Origin of the sequence: Trueperella bernardiae (assembly GCF_030246965.1) — a bacterium.
Classification (GTDB): Bacteria; Actinomycetota; Actinomycetes; order Actinomycetales; family Actinomycetaceae; genus Trueperella; species Trueperella bernardiae.
The window spans coordinates 1,747,294-1,770,840 of the sequence record NZ_CP127099.1 but is presented as its reverse complement, the minus strand read 5'-3'; the positions used below and the strand labels follow the sequence as shown (position 1 = coordinate 1,770,840).

Here is a 23,547-nt window from a genome sequence, read left to right as displayed (position 1 = left end):
CAAGAGCGGGCCTGCTGCACCGGCGGGCGGACTCACGCCCGTCCGCACCCGCCGCCCACATCCCTACTCCGGCTTTGCTCTCAGGCTGCACCGCGACATTTCTTATTTCTTTCTCTAGGATTAGTAGGGGAGAAAAGCACCTGTTCGTTGCCATGGTCTGGGGAGACGTATGCTGATTTTGTTGGCCGCTTTCGCGATGGGTGCGCTCGCGGCGCCCGCGATCATGAAGGCGGGCCGACGCGGCTACGTGTACCTCGCGGCGATTCCGGCGCTCTCTTTCGTCTACCTTGCCGCCCAGGGCCCGGCGGTGATGCGCGGTGACTTCCCGTCGGAGAATTACGCGTGGGTGCCGCAAGTGAGCCTGGAGTTGACCTTCCGCCTCGATCACCTCTCGTGGATGATGTCCCTGATCGTCACGGGCGTGGGTACAGCCGTCCTTTTCTATTGCGCCCGCTATTTTTCCGCCTCGGCCCACGGCATGGGCCGTTTCGCGGGGGTCTTCGTGGCGTTTGCGGGCGCGATGCTGGGCCTGGTCACCACCGACAACACGCTTGCCCTTTACCTTTTCTGGGAGCTGACCTCGGTCTTCTCCTTCCTCCTCATTGGCTTCCAGTTCGACAAGCAGGCATCGCGCCGCGCCGCGATGCAGGCGTTCATTGTGACCACTGCGGGCGGCCTCGCCATGCTCGCTGGCCTCATCACGCTGGGTAACATCCCGGGCGGCTCGTATGTGATCTCGGAGCTGGTGGCCTCCGCCAGCAGTGGCACCCTCGGCGTCGCGGCGATCGGCGCGGAGTCGACCCCGCACGCCGTCATCGTCGTCGCCGTCGCGGCAGTCCTCATCGGCGCGATGGCCAAATCCGCGATCATCCCCTTCCACTTCTGGCTTCCCGCCGCGATGGCCGCCCCCACGCCTACCTCCGCCTACCTGCACGCGGCGGCGATGGTGAAGGCCGGCGTCTACCTGGCGGCCCGCCTTGCCCCCGGCTTCTCCGACCTCGCGGCCTGGCGCTACATGATCCTTGCCGGCGGGATCGCCACCCTGGTCCTCGGCGGCTACCGCGCGCTCAAGCAGTACGACCTCAAACTCGTCCTCGCCTTCGGCACCGTCTCCCAGCTGGGCCTCATCCTCCTCATGGTCGGCTACGGCACCCCGGCGATGCTGCTCGCGGGTCTCGGCATGCTGGTCGCCCACGCGATGTTCAAGTCCACGCTCTTCCTCGCGGTCGGCCAGGTCGACTGGGCCACCGGCACCCGCGACCTTCGCGAGCTCTCCGGGGTCGGCCGCCAGATGCCGGTCACGGCGTCGGCCGCCGCGCTCGCGGGCCTGTCGATGGCGGGCGTGCCCGGGTTCGCGGGCTTCGTGGCGAAGGAGGCCGCCCTCCACGCGCTCATCGGCGGCACCACTGCCGATACCCTCACCTGGCTCGCGATCGCCGCCGGCTCGATCTTCACGGTCGCCTACACCCTGCGCTTCTGGTGGGGCGCCTTCGCGGACAAGCCCGGCGCCCGCACCCCGGTCAAGCGCCGCTCGCCCATGCTTACCGCGCCCATCGTGGTCCTCTCCCTCGCCGGCCTCGTTTTCGGCCTGGCGGGCGGGCTTCTCGACGCCGTCTTCCAGCCCTACGTCCGCGCCCTCCCGGGAGATTCGGGCCACCTCGCGTCCTGGCCGGGGATCGGCGCGCCGTTCCTGGTCACGACCGTGATCCTCGCGGCCGGCGTCGTGCTGTTTGCTGCGCGCACCACGATCGAGCCGAGCCTTCGCGCCCACGACTTCCCCGTCTCAGCCGACCGGGTCTACCACAGGATCGTTTCCGGCCTGGAGGACCTGTCGGGCTCGGTCACGGCCTTCACCCAGCGTGGCTCGCTCCCGGCTTACCTTTCCACGATCTTCACCTTCACCGCTTTCGCGGTCCTGCTCGCCTTCAGTGTGGGCGACTGGCAGGGAAGCATCAGCTTGCGCTCGTACGACTCGGTGTCCCAGGCCCTGGTCGGCGTCGTGACAATCGTGGCCGCGATCCTCGGCGCCCGCGCCCGCTACCGCATGAAGGCCGTGCTGCTGATCGGCGCGTCGGGCTACGGGGTGGCCCTCCTCTACGAGCTCTACGGCGCGCCGGATCTTGCGCTTACCCAGGTGCTGGTGGAGACCATGTCGTTGGTGGTGTTCATCCTCGTGTTGCGCCGACTGCCCGCTTATTTCTCCCACCGCCCGTTGCGCTTTTCGCGCACGTGGCGCATCATCGTGGCCACCGCGTTTGGCGCGATGACGGCGGTCCTCGGCGTCGTCGCCGCCGGCGCCCGCATCCACACCCCGATCTCGGTAAACTTCCACGACGAGGCCTACACTTACGGGTACGGCAAAAACATCGTCAACGTGACGCTTGTGGACATCCGCGCGTGGGACACCTTCAGCGAGATCGCCGTGGTAGTGGCCTGCGCGATCGGCATTTCCTCCCTCCTCTTTATCCGCGACCGCGGCGGGCGCATCGACCGCTTCCGCAACCTCCAAGCTCCGCGCACGAACGTGGCCGGCCAGCTCATCGCCCCCGCGCGCGACGACGCCGGCCCCACCTGGCGCCGGACCCGGGCACGAGTGATCGAGTCGTCGGTGGTGGCGCCGGCCCGCAACCGGCGTTGGCTGGTCGGCACGGACCAGGTGCCCTTCGGGCGCCGCTCGGTGATCTTAGAGGTGGGCACGCGCCTGGTCTTCCACACGATCGTGGCCGTGTCGGTCTTCTTCCTCTTCGCAGGCCACAACGCCCCCGGCGGCGGATTCGCGGGCGGCCTGCTCGCGGGCATCGCGCTGGTACTGCGCTACGTGGCGGGCGGGCGCTACGAGCTGGGCGCGGCCGTCCCCCTCCACCCGGGTCACCTCATGGGCGCGGGCCTAGCCACCGCCGGCGTGGCCGCGCTGGTGCCGGTGGCGCTCGGCGGCACGATCCTACAGTCGGCGAAGATCGAGCTGATGCTCTGGGGTTTCGGTGACGTCAAAATCGCTACCGCGATCTTCTTCGACATCGGCGTCTACCTGGTGGTGGTCGGCCTCGTGCTCGACGTCTTGCGCTCCCTCGGCGCCGAAATCGACCGCCACGGCGAGGTCGAAGCCGCCGACGAGCCGCACTACCAGCTACGCCCCTCCGCCGATTCCCGCCGGGACACCTCCGACGCGGAGCAGGCCCGCTCCTACGACGCCGTCCCAGGCGTTGCGCCCGACGCGCCGATTCCCGCGGGTGCGCCGGTAGTGGCACCCGCGGCCCAGCCCACCACGGCCGGCCCAGCCCAATCTGCTGTGGCCCAGTATGCCCCGGCGCCTGGCCCCGCACACCCGCCCCACACAGAGAGCGAGTTCGACATCGACACCACGGGCCTGACCACCATCGCTTCCGACCCGGCCACCACCTCCACGGCCCTGACCGGACGGGAGGAAACCCGATGAGTTCCTCCCTTGCGCTCGCGATAGTGTCCGGCGTGCTCGTCGCCGTCGGTATTTATCTGGTGCTTGAGCGCTCCCTGTCGCGCATCGTGCTGGGCCTCGCGGCCCTCACCAACGGGGTCAATATCCTCATGCTCATCGCGGGCGGCCCCTCTGGCGCGCCGGCCATGGTGGGGGAGGCCGCGCAAGAAGACATGGCCGACCCGCTGGTCCAAGCCATGATGCTCACCGCGATCGTCATCTCCCTTGCCCTCACCGGCTTCCTCCTCGCGCTCGCTTACCGCTCCTGGCAGCTCAACGCCTCCGACGAGGTCCAAGACGACCTCGAGGATCGCCGCATCGCCGACCGCACCGAGGACGCCAAGTTCGAGGCCCGCACCGACAAGCCCGCCGACCTCGAGCTCGACGCCCCCGACATCCGCGACGAGACCGACGACGACCCGGCCTCTCCCGACGAGCCTGGCCCGGCCGTCGTCGACGCCGCCCCCGCGGCCCACCCCGGCCCTCACGAGGGGAGGCGCTCATGACCTGGGACTTCCTCGTGGCCCTGCCCGTGGTGCTGCCGTTGTTCGGCGCGGGCCTGTCGTTGGCGTTTGCCTCTGTGCGCCGCCTCCAGGGCATCCTCTCGGCCGGCATCCTTGGCATCGTGTGGCTGGTCGCAGGCACGCTACTGGTGATGTCCGCGTCGGGCCCGGTTGTGCTCGACGTCGCGAACTGGGCGGCCCCCGTCGGCATCTCGCTGGTGGCCGACCGCCTGAGCGCCATCATGCTCTTCACCTCGGTCACGGTCACGCTCACGGTTCTGCTGTATTCGCTGGCCCAGGGCGCGGCCGACGGCGACGACGCCGCCCCCATCGCGGTCTATCACCCCGCCTTTCTCCTGCTCTCGGCGGGCGTGTCGAACGCGTTCCTCAGCGGGGACCTGTTCAACATTTACGTGGGATTCGAGCTGCTACTGACGGCATCGTTCGTGCTCATCACCCTGGGCGGTACGCGCGACCGCATCCGTTCAGGCACGGTGTACGTGGTGGTCTCGCTCATTTCTTCGGTGGTCTTCCTCATTGCCATCGCGATGACGTACGCCGCGGCGGGCACGGTCAACCTCGCCCAGCTGGCGCTGCGCCTACCCGAGATCGACCCGGGCGTACGGATCGCGATCCAGGTGATGCTGCTGGTCGGTTTCGGTATCAAGGCGGCGGTCTTTCCGCTGTCGGCTTGGCTGCCCGACTCCTACCCCACCGCCCCCGCGCCTGTCACCGCCGTGTTCGCCGGCCTGCTCACGAAGGTGGGCGTGTATGCGATCATCCGCACCCAGACCCTCCTCTTCCCCTACAACCGGCTCACGCTGGTGATCGGCGTCGTCGCGATCCTCACGATGCTCATGGGCATCCTCGGCGCGGTGGCCCAGCAGGACATCAAGCGCCTGTTGTCCTTCACCCTCGTGTCCCACATCGGCTTCATGATCTGGGGCATCTCGCTGTACTCCGTGCACGGGCTGGGCGCCACGATCTACTACGCCGTCCACCACATCACCGTCCAGACCGCCCTGTTCCTGGTGGTGGGCCTGGTCGAACGACGCGGCGGCACCACCTCGCTCATCCGCCTCGGCTCGCTTGCCAAGCTCTCCCCGATCATCTCCGCGCTCTACATCGTGCCGGCCCTGAACCTGGCGGGCATCCCGCCGGGGTCGGGATTCTTCGGCAAGGTGGGGCTCATTCAGGCCTCCGTCGACCGCGGCGCGATCATCGACTGGGGGCTCATCATCACGGGCATCGTCTGCTCGCTGCTCACCCTCTACGCCGTGTCGCGCGCGTGGAACATGGCCTTCTGGCAGACCGCCCCCGAACCGCTCTCCGCCAAGCCGATCCCGTGGGGGATGACCGGCGCCGCCGGCGCGCTCGTGACGTTCTCGCTCATCATCTCCTTCTTCGCCGGCCCGATCTACAACTTCACCGAAGGCGCCGCCACCGAGCTCAAGGCCCGCTCGCCCTACATCGTGGCCGTCCTGCCCGAGGGCGGGCGCGGCAGCGGGGAGTCGAAGGTTCCCGAAGCCGTGAGGCAGCCCGCGCCCGCGAGCACCGAGGAAGGAGGCCGTCGTGGCTAACGACTACACGCCATCCGCGCGCGCCATTTACCGCGTCGCCCGCCGCCCTGGCCGCTTCCCGCATGCCTCGGTGGGCATGCTCGCCTGGCTGACTGCGGTGTGGGTGTTGCTGTGGGGCGAGTTCTCGGCGGGCAACGTACTGGCCGGCCTCATTGTGGCGCTCGGGATCACCACCGTTGCGCCCTTCCCCTACACGCCGTTCGACGGGCGGTCACGGCCCATCGCCGTCGTCGTGCTGGTCGCGCGCTTCCTCATCGACATCGTCATTTCCTCCGCGCAGATCGCCGCGTTCATCCTGCGCGGCAAGCACCCGCAGGCCGCGATCATTCGCGTCCACCTGCGCTCCCACTCCGACGTCTACCTCGCCACGATCGCCGGCATGACGGCGCTAGTGCCGGGTTCTGTGGTGGTCGAGGCGCACCGCGTGAGCGGCACGCTCTACGTCCACGTGTTCGACACCGAGCTGGCTGGCGGTGTGGAGGGCGTGCACCGCACCGTGCTCGAGCTCGAGGAACGGGTGCTGCGGGCTTTCGCTTCGCACGACGAGCTTGTCGACGCCGGCTACGTGCCCGGCCCCACCCGCCGCTACGGGCGCCTGCCCGTCCCCTACGCGCCGGCCACGGGTGAGCCGCGCGAGGTCCGGGAGGGGAGCTCATGACGTACGTTCTCGGATTCTGCATGGCGCTGCTATTTATCGCGTCGCTGCTGGTGCTCATGCGGATCTTCCGCGGGCCCACGGCCCTGGAGCGGATGGTGGCGCTTGACGTCATGACCTCGGTGGTCATCGGCGCGGTGGCCCTTCTCGCCGCGCTCACCCGCCGCGAGGACCTACTCGCCCTGTTCGTGGCCCTGGCCCTGGTCGGCTTCGTCGGCTCGACCACGCTCGCCCGCTTCATCACCCCCGGGGTGGCCAAGCGCTACCCCGAGCGCCGCGACGACGCCCGGCGGGGTGCCGCCCCGAACGCCCCCGGGCAGAGCGGCGTGGCTGGGCCGAGCGGCGTCGGTGGGCTGAATGACGCCGCGCAGGGCGCTACTGGGCGAAATGGCGCGGCTGGCGGCTCGGGCGTCGTCGAAGAGGGGAGGCAGCCGTGAACTGGGCACAAATCGCCGACTGGGTGGGGATCACTCTCATCGTCACAGGCTCACTGTTTACCCTCATCGCCGCGATCGGAGTGTTCCGCTTCCGCGACCTGCTGGCGATCCAGCACGTGGCCACCAAGCCGCAGACGTTCTCGCTCATCATGCTGATGGTGGGGGTCTCGCTCATCGTGCGCAGTGCGACCATGACGTGGACGATGATGCTGGTGATCGGCTTCCAGCTGATTACGGCGCCGATCTCGGCGCACATGATGTCGCGGGCGGGGTATCGCACGGACCGGATCGACAAGAGCGCGCTGATCATCGACGAGCTCGGCGAGGACATGACTGTTGGCGACGACCACGGCTGAGCCCGCCGCCCGACGGATCTGGCTGCCGGATCTGACCGCAGGATCTGGTGGCTGGAATGGTCCTGGCCGCAGACAATTCCGCCTGCCCGGGCGAACGCGCTGGCCAGAGACTAAGATGAGACCAACTAGGTTTTTGGAGGAACAATGAACATCGGCTGGAAACTGATCACGGTCGGAATCGCTGGCGCGGCCGGCGCGGCGTCGAACTTGGTGGTCAACCAGGTGTGGGAGAAGGGACTGGGCAAGCAGCGTCCCACTGACGAGGCGGAGATGATGCAGATGCCGATGCGCGACGTCGTGGTCTTCACCGCCGTCACCGCCGTGGTGTCGGCCGTGGTGTCCACTGCGCTCAAGCGCAAAGCCGCGGAGTGGTACGGGGCGTAACGTTCCCCTTCTCGCGCCCTCGCCCTCTCGGGCCTTCGGACGCAAATGCTGCACTACTCGGCAAGATGCGCCACTACTCGGCAAGATGCGGCACTACTTTACCGTTATTTAGTGCCGCATCTGTCAGTTTAGTGCCGCATTTGCGATAGCAGGCGCCCGCGGGAGCGGCGCGGGCGTGGTCGACGTCGTCGTGGGCGATTTGGTACGGTAAGGCGTACGACAGGGGAGCGCACATGCGCTGAGAGTGCGGAAACGCAGACCCTCGAACCTGCTCCGGTTAGCACCGGCGAAGGAAGTCGAGCTCTCCCCGGGTGCGCCCGGGCCCTCCCGAACACATGGGAGGAAAAATGAAGACGAAGAGCCTTTTCGTTGTGGCGCTTGGCGCCACGCTCACCGCGACGATGGCCGCATGCTCGGCCGTTGACCAGGCAAAGACGACGGGCGACACGGTCACCGTGCTCACCCACGACTCGTTCTCGATCTCCGACGAGGCCAAGGCGGCCTTCGAGAAGGAGACGGGCATGACGCTGAAGACCACCGCCCCCGGTGACGCCGGCATGGTGCTCAACCAGCTCATCCTCAACAAGGACAACCCCACTGTCGACGCCGTGTTCGGCATCGATAACTTCTCCGCGCAGAGCGCGCTGGACGCGGGCGTCATCGCGCCGTATACCCCGGCCTCGGACCCGGGCGCGGACCGCCGCATTGGCGACTTCACCGCGATCGACTACGGCGACGTCTGCCTCAATGCGGACGCGGCCTACTTCGAGGAGCACGGACTGGAGCTGCCGACGTCGTTCGCGGACCTGACCAAGCCGGAGTACAAGGACCTGCTGGTGGTGACGAACCCGGTCACCTCTAGCCCGGGCCTGGCGTTCCTCGTGGGCACGATCGAGGAGGCGGGCAATGACTGGAAGCAGTACTGGACCGACCTACTCGACAACGGCACCAAGGTGGTTGACTCCTGGTCGGACGCCTTCTACACCGACTTCTCCGCTGCCGACGGCAAGGGTGCCTTCCCGCTCGTGCTGTCCTACGCCTCTTCGCCCGCTTACGGTGAGGGCGCCTTCGTCAACGTGCCCGGCACCTGCGTGGCGCAGACCGAGTACGCCGGCGTCGTGAAGGGCGCGAAGAATGCCGAGGGCGCAGAGAAGTTCATCGACTTCATGCTCTCCGAACAGGTCCAGTCCGAGATCCCGGAGACGATGTACATGTACCCCGTGGCCGACGTCGCCTTGCCGGCCGAGTGGGAGACCTACGCCCAGCGCCCCGCGAACTCGCTCACGCCCGACCCGAAGAAAGTGGCGGAGAACCGTGAGACCTGGCAGAAGGAATGGTCTGCGTTGCGCGAAGGCCGCTAACGCGTGAGAGGAAGAGTCGCCCACCTGGGGTGGGGTGCAGCGCTGGCAGTGCCAGCGCTCTTCCTCATCCTCTTTTTCCTCTGGCCCGTGGGGCGCATGCTCAGCATGGGCCTGGGAGACGCGGCCATGTTTGGCGAGGTCCTCGGCCAGGGGCGGACGTGGCGGATTGTCGGGCAGACGCTCGGCATGGCGCTCGCGGCTACCGCGATCTCCGTGGTGTTGGGCGTGCCGGGCGCCTACGTGCTCTACCGGCTGAAGATCCCGGGGGCGCGGGTGGCGCGCGCGTTCGCCACGGCTCCCTTCGCGCTGCCGACCGTGGTGGTGGGCGTGGCCTTCCGTGCGCTGCTCGACGACGCCGGCCCGCTCGGCTTTCTTGGGCTTGGCCAGACGACGGCGGCCGTGGTGGCCGCGATGGTCTTCTTCAATTACGCCGTGGTGGTGCGGACGGTGGGGTCGATGTGGGCGGGGATCGCCGATCTCACCGACGCCGCCCGCACCCTCGGCGCGAGCCCTGCGCGCGCATTCTTCACGGTGACGCTCCCACAGCTTGGGCCGTCGATCGCGGCGGGTGGTGGGCTCGTCTTCCTGTTTTGCTCCACGAGTTTCGGTATCGTCCAGACCCTGGGCCGGCCCGGGTACGGCACGTTGGAGTCGGAGATCTACGTCCAGTCCACCGCCTACCTCGACCTGGGGCACGCGGCCGTTCTATCCGTGTTGCAGCTGGTGATTGTGGTGGTGGCGCTGATCGTGTCCACTGCGCTGTCGGCGCGGACGGAGCGCGCGTTGGACGTGACGCAACGGCCGGCGAAGCGGCCCACGCGCGCGGCTATTCCGGCGATGGTGGTGACCGCGGCCGTGTTGGTTTTCCTGGCGGCGCCGCTGCTGGGCTTGTTGGCCGGGTCGTTGCGCTCGCAGGGCCAGTGGTCCCTGCACAACTACCGGGTGTTGGCTCAGCCCGGCGCCGGCTTCGCCGGTGGCACCTCTATTCTTGACGCGCTCGACCACTCGGTGAAAATTGCGCTCGATGCGGCGACGCTGTCGCTGGTGGTCGGCGTGATCCTCGCCTTCGCGCTGTCACGCCGGCCTCGCACGCGCCTCGTCCGTACGGGGCAGCGGGTGCTGGACGGCGTCGTGCTCCTGCCGCTCGGGATCTCGGCCGTGACCGTGGGCTTTGGCTTCCTCGTCACCTGGGGGCGCGTGCAGTCCGTGCCGACCGGGCTGATCGTGCCGCTAGCCCAGGCCGTGGTGGCGTTGCCGCTGGTGGTGCGCTCGCTCGTGCCGATCCTGCGCGCGATCGACCCGCGGATGCGGGAGGCCGCCGCCACGCTGGGCGCGAGCCCGGCGCGCGTGCTCGCCACCATCGACCTGCCCATCATGGCGCGCGGGCTGGGGATCGCCTTCGGGTTCGCGTTCGCGATCTCGCTGGGGGAGTTCGGGGCCACATCCTTCCTGGCCAGCCCCGACTACCAGACGCTGCCCGTGCTCATTTCGAAGCTGCTGGGCCGGCCGGGCGTCGACAACTATGGGATGGCGCTAGCCGGGTCCGTGATCCTGGCAGGGCTCACGGGCGTGATCATGTTCGTCACCGACCTGGTGCGGCCAAGCGGCACCCGGGGTGCGTTCTAGGTGCAAGTGCCTTCTAGGTGCGAGTGAAGGAGAGAGAATGCTGAGACTCGTCAACCTTGACCTGTCCTACGATCAGCCGCCGGTGCACGCGGTCAACGGCGTGTCGCTGACGCTGCAGACCGGCCAGATCCTGGCGTTGCTGGGTGAGTCTGGCTCGGGGAAGTCCTCGTTGCTGCGCGCCGTGGCGGGCCTGGAGCCGGCGACGGGCGAGGTGTCGCTCGGCGGGCGCGATTTGGCCGGGGTGCCGGTCCATCTGCGTAACATCGGGATGGTGTTCCAAGACGGCCAGCTTTTCCCGCACCGGTCGGTTGAGGGCAACATCGCCTACGGGCTCGAAGTGCAAAAGGTGGCTAAGGCCGAGCGGCACGAGCGCGTGGCCGAGCTACTCGAGCTGGTGGGCCTGCCCGACTATGGCGGCCGCCCGATCTCCACACTGTCTGGTGGCCAAGCCCAGCGCGTGGCGCTCGCCCGTTCGCTTGCCCCGCGCCCCGACCTAATTTTGCTCGACGAGCCGCTCTCCGCGCTCGACCGCATCCTACGCACACGCCTATCCACCCAACTGCGGGAGATCCTGTCCGCCGTGGGGGCCACTGCGATCTACGTGACCCACGACCGCGACGAGGCCTTCAACGTCGCCGACCTCATCGGTGTCATGGAGGACGGCCGCCTCATCCAGCTCGGCACGGCCGACGAGCTACGCGAGAGCCCGGCGTCGGACACGGTCCGCCGGCTGATTTCCTAGGCCGGAACTGCCGAATGTGAGGTCCGGTTTGGCTAGTGTGAAACGTCGCGGGGGTAGTCTTTGGTTTAATAGGCTTGTGCTTCGTGCACGTGGCGAGCGCCTGTAGGATTGCCCCGGTGAGACGATGAGGTCACCGATGAGTGCTTGCGTTTCTGATTGTTGGAAAAGGAAGGACTTGTCATCGTCGTGATGGATCTAGCTTGGTTGAAGTCGCATGTGCGTCTATGAGTGCTCGCCCTGTTTGCCTTCACGGTCAGTATGCTCCTGGTGTTCCCGCGGGTGAGCTTCGCGCTCGACGGCGAGGAAGAGAGCGCTGGCGGCACGAAGGCCTACGAAATCGAAGTCCAATGGAAAAACCAACCGGAACAGGTGACCTCCGGGCTCGACGTGTTGTCGATGATCTGGTGGATGGACATCAACGATTCTGCCCCCGCCCCTGGAAACGAACCGACCACCGACAACCTGCTGGTTGTGACAGTGGAGAATGCTCATTTTGGCGAGATCCCGAGCCAGTGTCTGAGTGGCGATGCCGGTAAGTCGGCGCTGTCTGAAGACGCCTGCACGTTGACCTGCGACATCGGCACGCGCGACCAGGGCACCGCCCAAATGGTCCTCTCGGGTGTCGAGATGGACGGCCCGGCAGGATCAAACGTGAAGGCCAAGGCGCAGTTCCGTGGCCTTGAGGCTACACTGCCCGAGATCCCGATCATCGCGCCTTTCATCATGGATGCGAAGTTTGACGGCGGTGGCCCGTCGTCGTTGACGGTCGTGGACCCCAACTTCCAGGACCTGAACTTCCCCTTCTCGCTGGTGCACTCGGCGGGGTCCTCCAAGGGCCCGTCGGAGGTCAGCTACGACATCACGATTAACGGTGTGCGCAACGAGCGCGTGACGCTGCAGGATGTTGCGTGTGCTCCGATCGACCGCGTGCACTCCGGCTACCCCTACTCGGCCGACGGCTTCCCCGCGAATCAGACCGCGCGTTTCCCCACCTGTAAGTTCGAACTGGTGGACCCGGATACCAATACCTTCCGCCTGACGCTCTCGGACCTCGATTACTCCGGTGATCGTCCTTACTTCGACTCGAACGGTGTGCGCCTGCCGCAGGTGAAGCCGAACTATCCGAACTCGGTGATCGCCGCCGGCGAGCTTCGCGTGAAGGTGCCCTATGTGCGGAGCGGTAATAACGCGAATGACAACACGAATGTGACGCTGAAAGCGTCGTCACCCACCTACGTCGCTACAGATGACTCCGAGTCGGTTGAGGACGCGTCGAACAATCAGAACCGCGCTCCGATCGTCCGCGGTAACTGGACAGGCGCCTGGGTGGTAGCCTCGCAGTACCCGAAGGCCTACCCCGGCATCGGTTGGTCGGATACTTCGCGGGCCCCAAGTGTGCGACCGTGATGTCGGTGTCTGGCATTGTGCCGCAACGCACCGAGGCAGCGGCGGACGCCTGGGTGTGCAACACCCTCGATACGGAGCGTGTCGACTTCGTGGATGCGCACGTCGTGGCCGATGTAGATGCCAAGCCGAATGTGTATTACGGTGATCCGGTAGAGGAGCTCAAGATCCTCTACTACACGGGCGAGGTCAAAGATCCTAACCTGTTTGAATGCGGTACCGTCGAGACGAGACGCGACGAGGGTACGGATGAGAAGGACGGGTGGACCTATACAAGGCCCGCTGATCTGTCGACGGTGAAAGCCGTCAAAGTCCGTGTTTCCCGTGAGAATGGTTATCTGTCGAGTCTGCCGCAGTCGTTTTTCTACCTGGTGGTCGAGCAGCGTATTCACGATGACGTCCAGATCGGCGACGAGGCGGACTACACCATCCGCTTTGGCCTTGAGTCCGAGATCGCGAACATGCCGAACGATACCGTGGTGATCGAAGATACCCTCGCGCCCGGCATGACCTATGTGGAAGGTAGTGCCGCCACCGAGCCGACGGTCTCGAAGGACGCGGAGGGTCGCCAGGTGCTGACCTGGACGGTTGAGGACGTCGTGCCCAATATTGACGTGCTCAAGAACAACCCGTACACCATCAACTACAAGGCCACGATGCCGAAGGACGCCAAGGCGGGTGCCGTGTTCACCAACACCGTGGTCGCTTCGAGCCAGGGCAACTCGCGCCGCGCTGAGGTCAAGGTGACGGTGCCGCGAGCCGGCTACACTTCCATCAAGAAGCATGTGGAGAAGCCGGTTGTCGACACCCTGACCAACGGTGTCGCGGTGAACACCTGGACCGTTGATCTGACCTCAAAGGACCCGGAGAAGTCGACCGTCACCGACGTCATCGATGTGCTGCCCTACGACGGCGACGACAAGGGCTTGAAGTTCAGCGGCACGCTGGTAGTGAAGGGTGTCGAGGCAGGGGAAGGCGCGACCGTCTACAGCACGACGGCCGAGGCCTTCACGATCGATGAGGACCCGAACGCCAAGGTGAACGGCAAGACCGGCGAGCCCTCGGACATGTGGACCAAGGGCGTGCAGGAGAACGCGACCGCGATCCGCGTGGTCACGAAGGCCGACTTCCCATACGGCGACGCCCAGACCATCACGGTGAAGACGGAGCTGAAGGACGCGAAGTCGGGAGACGTCCTCGTGAACAAGGCCGTGGGGCGCGCCGACCATACGAAGATGCGCATGCGCACGTCCGCCCAGTTCGTGGTGCTCACCCCGGTCGAGCTCACCGTGAAGAAGGTGTGGAAGGATGCCGAGGACGAGGTGGAGGACTTCACCTCGGAGGTGGCTGTGGATAAGGTTGGCGAGAACTACTCGGTTATCGTGACGAACACGGCCGAGCTGGACCCGACGCCTGACCCGACGCCTGACCCGACGCCCACTCCCACGCCGACACCCAAGCCGGATAAGCCCCTTCCTCTGACAGGTGCGCAGACGTCCGCGCTCATGGTCGTTGCTGCGGGAGCGATGGCACTCGGTGTGACGTTCCTGCGCTACGCGCGCAGGCGGTAGCACGCGGTAGCAAGAAATAGTGGGCCCGGTTCGGCAGAACCGGGCCCACTGCTACAGGTGCAGCCTGGGTCCATGCCACGCCGGGCGCCCCGGTGGCTACAGCGTCGGGTTGTACTTGAGGCAGTTGACCTCGCAGGAGCATTCGGTAGCCACCGAGATGCCGCCGGCGAGCTTGCCCTCCGCGCGAAGTTCGAGCAGACGGGGGACCACGCGGTCGCGCAAGGTCCACGGGTCGATCGTGTTGACGTAGATCTTCGAGCCGCCCTCGAAGCCGGCCAGGGTGGACACGCGCCACTTGAGGAGGATCCGCCACGGCATGTTGACGTCGGAATCCAAGGGCTTCGTGTACCACTCTTCGTTGGTGGGCACGTGCGCGCCGGTGGCGGCGTGCATTGCGTGGACCAGGTCCGACATGGCGCGCTGCTCCTCGCGCGTGTGCTCCCACGGCTGGATTCGCGGCGACTTCGACCAGATCTCCAGCGTGGGGTAGCGGTGGCCGAAGCCTGCGATCGCCACCGCGTGCTTGTTCTCCGCGATCACCAGGTTGTGGTAGCTGGCGTAGTTGACCCCGGCCTCGTTGTACAGGTTCGGGTTTCGGCGAACCTTCGCCACTTCCATCCGGCCATTGACCGTGCGCTGGTCGATCGCCACGAGCTGCTTGTGCAAGTGGTCGAAGGACGCGCCTGCGGGCTTGAGCCAGTTTTGGAACACCTGCACGTAGCGAACGTACCGGTTCGTCTCATACAGGTCGCGCATCGCCTCCACGGTCATGCGCATGTACCACTCGTGTTCTTGCGGGGTCAGTGTTCCCGACGTCGCAAGCTGCGTGTCGTCCGTCGCCCCGTCCACGAAGTGGCGACGGCTGAGGATGAGGTCGTGGCCGCCCCCGAAGAAGGAGTAGGCGCCCTTGATCTTGTCGGCCTCCGGTAGCTCCTCAAACTCTTCCGGGGTCATGCTCGAGCAATACTTGTTGCGTAGCACGCGCATGACGTGCGCGCGCCCGGCCGGGTCGGCAATGTAGTGGTCCATCCGGCGCTGGGCCGCCGGCGACAGCTTGTAGTCGTAGTTCGCGGCCCAATAGTCGAAGGACAGGATCTCGAACAGGTTCGGCACCCGCCGAAACTCCCACTGCTTCGACAGCATGTCCACGGAGTCGGTCTGGACGATCTCGGCGTCGTCGCCCTTGCGGATCAGGCGTGACTTTTCCGGCGGGGTCTCGAGCACGCGCTGGGTGCAAAAGGCGCAGTGGAGGCCGTCGTGTGCCGGGTCGAGCGGTTGAGGGTCCGGATACTTGATCCCGAGCGGGCGGTTGCCGCGCCCAGGTACAGTCCATACCTCCGTCCCAGAAAATGGGTTCAGCTGCTTGATTGTGCCATCGGCCATGATGGTCAGCGGTTCAGCGAAGGTTTCGTACGGCTGCATCCATATATCCTTTCAGCGTCCGCCCTATTCTATCAGCGCGGTGGCGGTCTTCACATCGGGCTTGACCCTACCCGGGTAGGTGGTAGAAAGGCGGAGTGAGTGAGCGCGTTCAACTTCCCCGCGAAATCTGGGTTTTGGTGGCGGCCGCGGTGGTCGTCTCGCTTGGATACGGCATTGTGGCCCCCGTCCTTCCCCAGTTCGCAAAGAGCTTTGGTGTCACGACGACGCTCGCCACCGTTGTCGTGTCCGCCTTCGCTTTCATGCGGCTCAGTTTTGCGCCGGTGTCTGGTGCGCTCGCGGCCCGGTTCGGCGAGCGGTCGATGTACATGGTGGGGATCGTGATTGTGGCAGCGTCTTCGGCGGCGAGTGCGTTGGCGCAGAATTACTGGCAGTTGCTGGTAGTGCGGGCGGCGGGCGGTGTTGGCTCGGTGATGTTCAGTGTGGCGGCGATGTCGCTCATCATCAAGCTTTCGCCGGTGCATGCACGGGGGCGGGCCTCGGCGGCGTATGGCTCCGGGTTCTTGCTCGGTTCGATCCTAGGGCCGGCTGTGGGCGGGGTGCTCGCACCGCTCGGGTTTCGCTGGCCGTTCGCCATCTACGCGGTCCTGTTGTTGATCGCGGCAACGATCGTGTTCGTGCTGATCCCGAGGGAAGGGCAGCGAGGGGCTGGCGGGTCTGAGGGCGAGGCGCGGGCGGCGCTCGCGGGAGCCGCGGCGGACGCAGCCGGGGATGTGTTGCGCGAGCCGGGCGACGGCGTCGTCGGAGAAAACGTGCGTGCGCCGGAGCCGATGACGATCGCCGAAGCGCTGCAACTGCGGCGGTTTAAGATCGTGCTACTGACCGCGTTCGCGCAGGGGTGGACGAACTTCGGGGTGCGGGTGGCGGTGGTGCCGCTGCTGGCGGCCGCGATCCCCGGCGCGCCGACGTGGCTGCCGGGCGCCGCGCTCATGGCGTTCGCGGCGGGCAACGGGCTCGCCCTCACCAGGTCCGGCTACCTGTCTGACCTGTACGGGCGCAAGTACCTGGTGGTGGCCGGGCTGACGATCTCGGGCGTGTTCACCGTGCTCATGGGCGTGTGGGATTCGGCGGCGCTGATCCTGGTGGCGTCGTTCATGGGAGGCTTCGGGTCCGGGGCGATCCAGCCCTCGCAGCAGGGAGCCGTTGCCGACATTATTGGGGAGCGGCCGGGGTCGAAGGTGGTGTCCTTCTTCCAGCAGTCCTCGGACCTGGGGCAGATCCTCGGGCCGATCGCCGCCGGGGTGATGATCGATCACTCCGGATACCTGCTCGCCTACGCTTTTTCGGGGGCGATTTTGCTGGTGGTGGCGTTGGTGTGGGTCATGGGCGTGAGGGAAGTCGGGCGGCGGAAGCCTTAGGCTCACCTAATTACTTTGCTAGCGAAGTGCGCGGCCGGGGAGCGGCGCCTGCGGGATAATGGAAGCAATCAAGCCTTTAAGGAGGGCACAATGCAGTACGCAGGCATTTACGACGATCAGGGTAAGAAGCCATGGGTGATCGACATGGAGGGCGAGACCCTCAATAACGACACCTTCCGCACCACCATGTGGACCGGCAAGCACCTCCAGATGACCGTGATGTCCATCCCGGTGGGTGGTGACATCGGCCTGGAGGTCCACCACGGCATTGACCAGTTCCTGCGCATCGAGCAGGGCAAGGGCAAATGCCAGATGGGTCCCGCGGAGGATGACCTCAACTTCGAGCGCATCGTGGAGGATGACGACGCGATCTTCGTGCCCGACGGCGTGTGGCACAACGTCACCAACATTGGTGACGAGCCGCTGAAGCTGTACACCATCTACGCGGTGCCGGACCACGAACCGGGCACGGTCCACCAGACTCAGGCCGATGCCGAGGCCGATCCGAACGAGGACTAAGACTCACAGACCGAGGGCTTAGGGTACGCCTTAGCGCATAGGCATGGCAATGACGGGGAGCGGGCGCTCCCCGCCATTTGTGTGCCCGCGGGCGCCGGTACCTGTTCCGGCCGGCCTGGCCGACGGAAGTCGTGAATATATCGGCTGGCGATTGCTATAGGCGCGTGGTGGGTCTTAGGTTCACGAATTGTGTCGGGGGTGGCGCCGATAGCCCGGCGGCCGGGTAGGCTGGAGGGTATGGAACTAGCCGCAGTCATCGTTCAAGCTGGGGGAACGGGGGCGCGCCTCGGGGGTGCTTCCAAACCTGACTATGTGGTGGGCGGCCGGCGCTTGCTTGACATCTTTTTTGACGAGCTCGCCGGAATCGGCTTCTCAGGCAAAGCGGTGGTGATCGCGCCGGACGGCGTGAAAGTCCCGGAGGGAGTCGTGCGCACGTTGGAGGATCCGCCCGGCGGCGGCCCCCTACCGGGAGTCGCCGCCGGCCTTGCCGAACTAGATCTCGGCGACGACGCCGTGGTCGGGCTGGCCACGTGCGATGCTCCCCTCGCGCCGCGGCTCTACCCGTGGTTGCTCGAGCGCGTCGAGTGTGACGGTGTGGTTCCCGCGAACTGCGAGGGTTGGCCGCAATACCTGCATGGCGTGTACCGGCTGAGTGCCCTGCGCGCGCTGACCTTCGAGCGGCACGGTTCGATCCGGGGCGCGTTCGGCGGGCTTGACGTGGCGCGGGTCGAGGACCGCGAGGGCTGGTGCATCGATGTTGACACCCCCGAGGATGCGGAGGCGCTCGCGGCAACACTGGCACGACTGTGAGAGTGCAAGGCGAGCGTGGCGAGGCGTGGGCGGAAGTCGTGAATATGCTGGCTGCCGGTTGCTAGAGGGGCCCGGTAGGGCTTAGGTTCACGAGTTGTGTCGGCGCTCGGGGCAGTGACCAGTTGGCGCATACTGATACTGGAACCATGGAAGTCCGGATTATCGGCTCCCTTGCACCCGGAGATTAAAAGAGATTGGAGGTTTTCGGGGCGAGCTTCCCACATAGAAGATCGCCCCGAAAACGTCCAGGAAATTCAAATGCGCACGAGCCCACCCGCTCGCGCGGCCCGAACTACTCCCGCGCCAGGTCGGCCGCGCCGATAATGCCGGCGTCGTTGCCGAGGGAAGCCAGGAGCACGGCGGGCTCGGGGCGGTACTCGCGGGCCGTGAGGCGCTCAAGGAAGGCCTCACGCGCCGGGCGAAGCAGGACCCCGCCCGCCTCCGACACGCCGCCAGCCAGAACGAACACCTCCGGGTCGAGCAACGCGGACAGGTCGGCCATGCCCTGGCCGAGCCAGCGCCCGATCTCCGCGAACGCGTCGTTCGCTCCCTTGCAGCCCTTCTGTGCGGCCTCGGTGATGATGAGGCCGGTGATCGCCTCCGGGTCCCCGGCGGCGAGCTCGAGCATGCCGGCGGAGCGCTCGCGATCCTGGCGGGCAATCTTGCGTGCCGCACGCAGCAGCGCACCGCCCGACGAGTAAACCTCCCAGCATCCGCGCAAGCCACAGCCACACGGGATGCCACCCTCGACCATGTTGATGTGCCCGATCTCGCCCGCGAACCCGCGCGAGCCGCGCACCAGCTTGCCGTCAAGAATGATGCCACCGCCGATGCCGGTGCCGACCGTGACCACCACCGCCGAGTTGTACTCTCGCGCCGCGCCGAAGCGGAACTCGCCCCAGGCGGCCGCGTTCGCGTCGTTCTCAACCACTGTGTGTAGGCCGGTCGCCTCCTCCACACGCTGGCCAAGCGGCTCGTTTCGCCAGTTGACGTTCGGCGCAAACGTGACTGTTGAGCGATCTTCCTCGATGAAGCCGGCAGCGCCGATGCCGATCGCGTCGGCGTCGTGGGCGCCGAGCTCCTCAATCACTTCTAGGATTGTGGCAACCACGGAGTCGGCCGTGCGCGTATCCGTAGGTTTGCGGGCCATCTTGAGGATGTTGCCATCCTGGTCGACTACACCGGCAGCAATCTTCGTGCCGCCAACATCTACGCCAATAATCTCGCTCATACCTCTATTTTGGCATGATCATTCACGGAATTCAGGCGAGTACGACGGATGGAAGGGCTACTTTCCCAGGTTGCGTTTCCGGCGCGGGAGTGCGTCCTCCGCACGACGACGATCGTCGTCTTCCGCGTCCCCCTCGGCCTCGGCCGGCTCGGGAGATTCGGGAGTGTCGGACGTAGGAGAGCCGGCAGGGCCGGCGGGGTCGGAATCGCCGGAATCTGGCTCTACGGACGCCCCGGAGGTGTCCGACTCGGCCCCGGACTTCTCTGGCTCGGCCCCGGAGTTGGCAGCATCGGCCTGCCTCGGCGCCTCGCCTTTCGCGTGCGTGGCCTTGTCCCGCTTGTGGTCGGATGTGGGAGCCGCCGGCTGCTCGTCCGAGACGATCACCGTGGCGCGCGAGAGCACGCGCGTGACGATGATGCCGCAGATCGTCTGCGCCAGGATGATGGAAACCAGCACCACCACCTGGAAGCGCGCGGCCTCCAGCGGCGAGGCCCCGCCGATTAGCGCGCCCACGAAGGCGCCCGGCATGGTCACCAGGCCGGTGGCCTTGGTTTGGTCGATTGTGGGTAGCAACATCTCCTCGATCGCCGTGCGGCTGACCCGCCCAAACGCCGTGCTCGACGGCGCCCCGAGTGCGAACCAGCCCTCAACCTCCCCGCGTTGCGCCTGCGAGCTCGCAAGGAAGCGCCGCCCGGTCAACGTGGCCGCCGACATCGAATTGCCCGTGATGATCCCACCCACGGCAATGAAGTTCGAGACCGTCAACTCCATCATCCGCACCCCGAACACCAGGGCGATGGTGGTACCCGCGGCGGCGACGATCCCGATCGCCGCCGCCCGCCTGCCATAGGGCAGCTCGTGGAGTCGCTTCCCGGCGGTCAGTGAGGCCACGGTCATCATCACGGCCAGCATGAGCGCGGCTGTCCACGCATACGTGAACACCCCGTGCAACACCAGTGCGAGCACCGCGAGCTGGACCACGGCTCGGATGGTTGCCACCATCGGCTGCCACCCGGCCCTCACACCGGCCCATCGCTGTAGGCCAAGGATCGCCGCCACCGTCACCACCAGCCCGATGCCGGTGGTGACGAACAGCCACGTCGTTTCGTTCACACTGACCTCCCCGCACCCACTAGTCCACGCCAGCCGCGCCGACGCGCGCCTTCACACCACAAATCGCTGCTACTCCTGATCGGCCAGCAGCGCGCCGAGCTCTTCGAGCGCCCCGAGCGAGAGCGCCAGCACCCCGCGGTAGAAGGCCGTGGCGGCGTGCTCCCGTGCGGCGGCGAGCATCTGCGGCGCCCACAGCTCCAGGTGCTCCCGGTAGAACCTGCCCACGACGTCGATGTACCGGTTCGCGTCCGTCAGCGCACTGACCTCGAGCGCACCGAGCGTGCGAACGAGCCCCTGGGCTACGAAGTCGAACTCGAGGCCCACGTGATCGTCCGGCTCCTTGTGCAGGTAGGGGGCTTCGAGCCCCAGCTGGCGGTATTCGGCGCGGACCTGAAGCGTCTCCTCGTCGAACACCAGCCCGTCCTTGCCGCGGTGCACTGATTCGAATGGCGGCACCAGCGCGGTGGCCGTACGGCCGTAGAGGGCGTTGATGTCCGAGCGCAGCTGGTCGGTGCTCTCCCCTTTCTCGAACGACTCGGCCCAGTCGAGCAGGCCGGCCGCCGTGTGCGGCGACTTTGTGCCGGCCAGCGGCCACTCGGTGTACATCTGGCGCAACTGGCCGAGTGTGGCCTCATCCGGCGCGTCGAGGTGCAGGCGCCCCAGGGTGAGGAAGGCGGCCGCGAGGGCGTCGATACGATCTTCGTTCATCATGATGGTCTTTCCGCTCTATTGGTGTTTTGTGCTCTACTTGGCGAGCTTGTGGTCAAGGAAGGAGAAGATGAGGGCGGTCATGAGCGCCACCTGTTCGATGTCAGCGGCACCCGCGTGCCCGCCCTCGGTGTTTTCGTATAGCCACGATTCGTGGCCCATGGCGCTCAGCAGCGCGTGGAACTTGCGGGCGTGGCCCGGGTGCACCCGGTCATCGCGCGTGGAGGTGGTGAGCAGGATTGGCGGGTGCGGCTCTTCGCCTACGTTGTGGTAGGCCGAGTACTGCTCCATGTAGGCCCAGTCCTCCGTGTCCGGATCGCCGTATTCCCCCATCCATGACGCCCCCGCCAGCAGGTGCGAGTAGCGTTTCATGTCCAGCAGCGGCACCCGACACACGATCGCCCCGAACAGGTGAGGGTACGTGGTGTACATGTTGCCCATGAGCAACCCGCCGTTCGAGCCGCCGATCGCCGCGAGCTGCGCCACCGTGGTGATGCCGCGCTCCACCAGGTCCGCCGCCACCGCCGCGAAGTCCTCATACGCCTTGTGACGGCGCTCCTTGAGCGCCGCCTGATGCCAGGCCGGCCCGAATTCGCCGCCGCCACGGATGTTCGCGACGACGTACACCCCGCCCCGCTCCAACCACACCTTTCCGTAGGTGGCCAGGTAGGACGGCAGGCGCGAGACCTCGAACCCTCCGTACCCGTCAAGCAACGTGCGGGTGGGACGCCCGCCCCGCAGCGCCTCCTCCGGCCCCACCACGAAGTAGGGAATCTCCGTGCCGTCCGCCGACGTGGCCCACAGCTGCCGGATCCCCAGCCCCGCGGCCTCAAAGCGCGCCGGTGCCGAGCGTAGCTTGCGCACCGCCAGCTCCTCACGCCCGATCTCACCCATATACAACGTGGTGGGCGTGACGAAATCCGCGACCGTCAGCCACACCTCGTCCGACTCCAGCCGATCCACCGCCGCGATTCCCACCGCGGCGAACTCCGCCGCCTTCGGCGTGACTTCCGCGATCTGCCACGGCTCGACGACGCCTGCGGCCGCCCGCCCCTCAGCACAGAAGAACAGCTTGGTTTTGACGTTGTCGAGGATGGTCATCACCAGGCCCGTGCGGGTGACGGTGAGGTCCAGGAACGACGACGTGGGGGAGGGCGAGTACAGCACTTGCACGTCCTGCGCCCGCGGCTCCGTGAGCGACGATGCTGGCATCACCACCACAGCCCCCGCAGGGAAGGTGGCCCCATCGAGCTCCCAATCATGGCGGAGGGTGGCCAGCAGCCAGTCCCGTACGAAGCCGACCTCGGCCGACAGCGGCATGTTGACCTGCGTCAGGGCACTCGGCAGGCCCGCCCCGAGCGCCTCGCCCTCCGGCCCCACCACGGCCCCGCCACCACCGGCCAGCACGCCCTCCAGGTCTGCAACAAACGAGATCGTGCTGCGGAAGTCCGGGTAGCGGAAGGCAACCAGCCGCTCATGCCCCGGCGTGTGGTCGAAGTACGCCCCCGACAGCACGTCGGTAGCAGCACCCTCGATGATGACGGGCGCGCTGGCCAAATCCTGCCCGCGCCGCCACAGCCGGGCGCTCTTGGGGTAGCCCGAGTCGGTCAGCGTGCCCGGTCCGAAGTCCGCGCCGATCACCACCGTGTCCCGATCCACCCAGCTCATTGAGCCCTTCGACTCCGACTTCTCAAAGCCGCCCTCCACAAAGGCATGGGCCTCCACGTCAAACTCCCGCACGACGTTCGCATCCGACCCGCCCTTCGACATCGTGATCAGCGCCCTGTCATAACTGGGGTAGAGCAACGAGGCCCCGCCGAACACCCACGATTCGCCCTCGGCCTCGCCGAGCGCCCCGATGTCGAGCAACACCTCCCACGCGATCTCCGCCTGCTCCTTGCTCAGGTACTCCTCAAGCCGGGCGCGCCGCCACAGGCCGCGTGGGTGATCCCCGTCCGTATAAAAGTTGTAAATCCATTCCCCGCGCTTGGTGCCGGTATCGAGCTTGTCCGTGGCAGAGAGAATGCCCGCGACCTCATCGCGGTACGCGGAAAACGCCCCGCCGTCAAACTCGGCGAGGGTGCGATCGGACTGTTCGCTCACCCACTCCAGCGAGGCATCGATGTACTCCAAGTGCAGGTAAGGGTCCGAAAAATCTGTGGCCGTAGCCTGTGGCATCTTCATGCTTCCATCCTACGAGCGCCCTCCGACAGTTTTCGAACGCACGGTGCCCCCGGCGAAAAACCGGGGGCACCTCTGCTGACGTCTTGCCGTTTTGCCGACGACGACCGCCCA

Annotated in this window: 20 protein-coding genes and 1 riboswitch; of the genes, 15 read left to right on the top strand and 5 right to left on the bottom strand. The window is 66.6% G+C overall.

Annotation, left to right across the window (positions count from 1 at the left end):
• Nucleotides 1–169: 169 nt before the first annotated feature.
• The 12 genes from QPC17_RS08115 (at nt 170) to QPC17_RS08060 (ending at nt 14,073) form a co-directional block, all read left to right on the top strand.
• Nucleotides 170–3,436, top strand: coding sequence for a Na+/H+ antiporter subunit A (locus tag QPC17_RS08115; protein ID WP_285347214.1), 3,267 nt, complete (start codon nt 170–172; stop codon nt 3,434–3,436).
• Complete coding sequence (locus QPC17_RS08110) at nt 3,433–3,960, top strand: Na(+)/H(+) antiporter subunit C (protein WP_062614101.1); 528 nt, start codon at nt 3,433–3,435, stop codon at nt 3,958–3,960. Before QPC17_RS08115 ends, QPC17_RS08110 begins: the two co-directional genes overlap by 4 nt.
• Complete coding sequence (locus QPC17_RS08105; protein WP_062614100.1) at nt 3,957–5,537, top strand: Na+/H+ antiporter subunit D; 1,581 nt, start codon at nt 3,957–3,959, stop codon at nt 5,535–5,537. Before QPC17_RS08110 ends, QPC17_RS08105 begins: the two co-directional genes overlap by 4 nt.
• The gene (locus QPC17_RS08100) at nt 5,530–6,195 is read left to right on the top strand and encodes a Na+/H+ antiporter subunit E (protein WP_062614099.1); all 666 of its coding nucleotides are present in this window, start codon (nt 5,530–5,532) and stop codon (nt 6,193–6,195) included. Before QPC17_RS08105 ends, QPC17_RS08100 begins: the two co-directional genes overlap by 8 nt.
• The gene (locus QPC17_RS08095; protein ID WP_083200525.1) at nt 6,192–6,629 is read left to right on the top strand and encodes an MrpF/PhaF family protein; all 438 of its coding nucleotides are present in this window, start codon (nt 6,192–6,194) and stop codon (nt 6,627–6,629) included. The genes QPC17_RS08100 and QPC17_RS08095 overlap by 4 nt, the downstream gene beginning before the upstream one ends.
• Nucleotides 6,626–6,985: a monovalent cation/H(+) antiporter subunit G gene (gene mnhG, locus QPC17_RS08090; RefSeq protein ID WP_068538540.1), complete on the top strand. Its 360-nt coding sequence runs from the start codon at nt 6,626–6,628 to the stop codon at nt 6,983–6,985. The genes QPC17_RS08095 and mnhG overlap by 4 nt, the downstream gene beginning before the upstream one ends.
• 144 nt (nt 6,986–7,129) lie before the next feature.
• Complete coding sequence (locus tag QPC17_RS08085; RefSeq protein ID WP_062614097.1) at nt 7,130–7,369, top strand: DUF4235 domain-containing protein; 240 nt, start codon at nt 7,130–7,132, stop codon at nt 7,367–7,369.
• A gap of 211 nt (nt 7,370–7,580) precedes the next feature.
• Nucleotides 7,581–7,681, top strand: a riboswitch (TPP riboswitch).
• Between the two features lie 35 nt (nt 7,682–7,716).
• Nucleotides 7,717–8,730 (top strand): thiamine ABC transporter substrate-binding protein, encoded by a 1,014-nt coding sequence (locus QPC17_RS08080; protein ID WP_062614096.1) that lies wholly within the window; start codon nt 7,717–7,719, stop codon nt 8,728–8,730.
• Between the two features lie 3 nt (nt 8,731–8,733).
• Nucleotides 8,734–10,356 (top strand): ABC transporter permease, encoded by a 1,623-nt coding sequence (locus QPC17_RS08075; protein WP_070446368.1) that lies wholly within the window; start codon nt 8,734–8,736, stop codon nt 10,354–10,356.
• 37 nt (nt 10,357–10,393) lie between these two features.
• On the top strand, nt 10,394–11,098 hold the full coding sequence (locus QPC17_RS08070) for an ABC transporter ATP-binding protein (RefSeq protein WP_062614094.1): 705 nt from the start codon (nt 10,394–10,396) through the stop codon (nt 11,096–11,098).
• A gap of 228 nt (nt 11,099–11,326) precedes the next feature.
• The gene (locus QPC17_RS08065) at nt 11,327–12,505 is read left to right on the top strand and encodes a hypothetical protein (RefSeq protein WP_285347213.1); all 1,179 of its coding nucleotides are present in this window, start codon (nt 11,327–11,329) and stop codon (nt 12,503–12,505) included.
• Nucleotides 12,505–14,073 (top strand): isopeptide-forming domain-containing fimbrial protein, encoded by a 1,569-nt coding sequence (locus tag QPC17_RS08060; protein ID WP_285347538.1) that lies wholly within the window; start codon nt 12,505–12,507, stop codon nt 14,071–14,073. The genes QPC17_RS08065 and QPC17_RS08060 overlap by 1 nt, the downstream gene beginning before the upstream one ends.
• A 96-nt stretch (nt 14,074–14,169) precedes the next feature.
• Here the strand turns inward: QPC17_RS08060 and QPC17_RS08055 are convergent, their stop codons facing one another.
• Nucleotides 14,170–15,495 carry a DUF4921 family protein gene (locus QPC17_RS08055; protein WP_285347212.1) on the bottom strand — a complete coding sequence of 442 codons (1,326 nt, stop codon included), beginning with the start codon at nt 15,493–15,495 and terminating at the stop codon, nt 14,170–14,172.
• A 95-nt stretch (nt 15,496–15,590) separates the two neighbouring features.
• Between QPC17_RS08055 and QPC17_RS08050 the strand changes: the two genes are divergently transcribed.
• The 3 genes from QPC17_RS08050 (at nt 15,591) to mobA (ending at nt 18,200) form a co-directional block, all read left to right on the top strand.
• Entirely contained in the window at nt 15,591–16,871 is a 1,281-nt protein-coding gene (locus QPC17_RS08050) for an MFS transporter (RefSeq protein WP_062614088.1), read from the top strand.
• A 90-nt stretch (nt 16,872–16,961) separates the two neighbouring features.
• A complete protein-coding gene (locus tag QPC17_RS08045; protein ID WP_251769590.1) occupies nt 16,962–17,390 on the top strand; it encodes a cupin domain-containing protein in 429 nt (142 codons plus the stop codon).
• A 237-nt stretch (nt 17,391–17,627) separates the two neighbouring features.
• The gene (gene mobA / locus QPC17_RS08040; protein WP_062614086.1) at nt 17,628–18,200 is read left to right on the top strand and encodes a molybdenum cofactor guanylyltransferase; all 573 of its coding nucleotides are present in this window, start codon (nt 17,628–17,630) and stop codon (nt 18,198–18,200) included.
• Nucleotides 18,201–18,492: 292 nt separating this feature from the next.
• Here mobA and QPC17_RS08035 read toward each other — a convergent pair whose 3' ends face one another.
• From QPC17_RS08035 to QPC17_RS08020, 4 genes are all read right to left on the bottom strand, one after another.
• Nucleotides 18,493–19,431 carry an ROK family glucokinase gene (locus QPC17_RS08035; RefSeq protein WP_276787076.1) on the bottom strand — a complete coding sequence of 313 codons (939 nt, stop codon included), beginning with the start codon at nt 19,429–19,431 and terminating at the stop codon, nt 18,493–18,495.
• Nucleotides 19,432–19,488: 57 nt separating this feature from the next.
• The gene (locus tag QPC17_RS08030) at nt 19,489–20,544 is read right to left on the bottom strand and encodes an ABC transporter permease (RefSeq protein ID WP_285347211.1); all 1,056 of its coding nucleotides are present in this window, start codon (nt 20,542–20,544) and stop codon (nt 19,489–19,491) included.
• 69 nt (nt 20,545–20,613) lie between these two features.
• Nucleotides 20,614–21,255, bottom strand: a complete 642-nt coding sequence (locus QPC17_RS08025) for a TorD/DmsD family molecular chaperone (protein WP_062614084.1) — start codon at nt 21,253–21,255, stop codon at nt 20,614–20,616.
• Between the two features lie 33 nt (nt 21,256–21,288).
• On the bottom strand, nt 21,289–23,436 hold the full coding sequence (locus tag QPC17_RS08020) for a prolyl oligopeptidase family serine peptidase (RefSeq protein WP_285347210.1): 2,148 nt from the start codon (nt 23,434–23,436) through the stop codon (nt 21,289–21,291).
• Between the last annotated feature and the right edge of the window lie 111 nt (nt 23,437–23,547).

What these genes read in the sequence shown, in the direction of transcription:
- QPC17_RS08055 (WP_285347212.1), bottom strand. Translation starts at nt 15,495, where the DNA reads ATGCAGCCGTACGAAACCTTCGCTGAACCGCTGACCATCATGGCCGAT.
- QPC17_RS08095 (WP_083200525.1), top strand. Translation starts at nt 6,192, where the DNA reads ATGACGTACGTTCTCGGATTCTGCATGGCGCTGCTATTTATCGCGTCG.
- QPC17_RS08035 (WP_276787076.1), bottom strand. Translation starts at nt 19,431, where the DNA reads ATGAGCGAGATTATTGGCGTAGATGTTGGCGGCACGAAGATTGCTGCC.
- QPC17_RS08070 (WP_062614094.1), top strand. Translation starts at nt 10,394, where the DNA reads ATGCTGAGACTCGTCAACCTTGACCTGTCCTACGATCAGCCGCCGGTG.
- QPC17_RS08020 (WP_285347210.1), bottom strand. Translation starts at nt 23,436, where the DNA reads ATGAAGATGCCACAGGCTACGGCCACAGATTTTTCGGACCCTTACCTG.
- QPC17_RS08045 (WP_251769590.1), top strand. Translation starts at nt 16,962, where the DNA reads ATGCAGTACGCAGGCATTTACGACGATCAGGGTAAGAAGCCATGGGTG.
- QPC17_RS08060 (WP_285347538.1), top strand. Translation starts at nt 12,505, where the DNA reads ATGTCGGTGTCTGGCATTGTGCCGCAACGCACCGAGGCAGCGGCGGAC.
- QPC17_RS08115 (WP_285347214.1), top strand. Translation starts at nt 170, where the DNA reads ATGCTGATTTTGTTGGCCGCTTTCGCGATGGGTGCGCTCGCGGCGCCC.
- QPC17_RS08085 (WP_062614097.1), top strand. Translation starts at nt 7,130, where the DNA reads ATGAACATCGGCTGGAAACTGATCACGGTCGGAATCGCTGGCGCGGCC.
- QPC17_RS08110 (WP_062614101.1), top strand. Translation starts at nt 3,433, where the DNA reads ATGAGTTCCTCCCTTGCGCTCGCGATAGTGTCCGGCGTGCTCGTCGCC.
- QPC17_RS08025 (WP_062614084.1), bottom strand. Translation starts at nt 21,255, where the DNA reads ATGATGAACGAAGATCGTATCGACGCCCTCGCGGCCGCCTTCCTCACC.
- QPC17_RS08080 (WP_062614096.1), top strand. Translation starts at nt 7,717, where the DNA reads ATGAAGACGAAGAGCCTTTTCGTTGTGGCGCTTGGCGCCACGCTCACC.
- mobA (WP_062614086.1), top strand. Translation starts at nt 17,628, where the DNA reads ATGGAACTAGCCGCAGTCATCGTTCAAGCTGGGGGAACGGGGGCGCGC.
- QPC17_RS08105 (WP_062614100.1), top strand. Translation starts at nt 3,957, where the DNA reads ATGACCTGGGACTTCCTCGTGGCCCTGCCCGTGGTGCTGCCGTTGTTC.